Annotated in this window: 1 protein-coding gene; it reads left to right on the top strand. The window is 30.4% G+C overall.

Features of this window, described 5'->3' with window-relative positions; genetic code table 11:
* Positions 1-97: 97 nt before the first annotated feature.
* The gene (locus GLW00_RS20365) at positions 98-466 is read left to right on the top strand and encodes a hypothetical protein (RefSeq protein WP_160917090.1); all 369 of its coding nucleotides are present in this window, start codon (positions 98-100) and stop codon (positions 464-466) included.
* Positions 467-572: the final 106 nt, after the last annotated feature.

Raw genomic sequence — 572 nt, 5'->3', positions numbered from 1 at the left:
AACGGGGGCGATTGCTTAATAAATCACTTTAAGCATATTAACGGAAGATCAGCTTATTAAATAGCAAACAGTTCATGTAGGAGTAAGGTGAGAATAAATGATTGAAAATAAAAAAAGCAAAGGAATAAATAAAAGGAAAATTGTACTTATAGGTTTTATACTATTATCTACTTTTATTTTCCTATATAAGTATAATGTGAAGACATCCTATTTTGGAGTTATAGAAGTTAAAGATTTAAAACAAGTAAACAATGAATACATAGTGACCGTAGAAGGGGACTTCGGAGAAAAAAAGTCTGTATTTGACCAAGATGATTATTTTCGAATAGTTGAAGACGAGGAAACAAGAGAGGGAAACATTACTGAAATTTGGAATAGATTATCAGAAAATAAGTCATTTCATGTAGTATTAAATTCGTATGATAATCGAAATCAGTTTAAATTAGAAAAAATCTACATTGATTAATGGACCTTATTTACGTACCACATTTAAGAGTTACCTTGAATCACTGGTGGGTTAGTTTAAGGTCAGCTTCAACTGTCTCGAAATCAAGTTTTAAAGTAACGGGGGC

It is taken from the genome of Halobacillus litoralis (genome assembly GCF_009856445.1).
In the GTDB taxonomy this organism is placed as follows: Bacteria; Bacillota; Bacilli; order Bacillales; family Halobacillaceae; genus Halobacillus; species Halobacillus litoralis.
Note: the sequence above shows the minus strand (reverse complement) of the source record. Positions and strands in the feature narration are given on the sequence as shown.

What these genes read in the sequence shown, in the direction of transcription:
- GLW00_RS20365 (WP_160917090.1), top strand. Translation starts at nt 98, where the DNA reads ATGATTGAAAATAAAAAAAGCAAAGGAATAAATAAAAGGAAAATTGTA.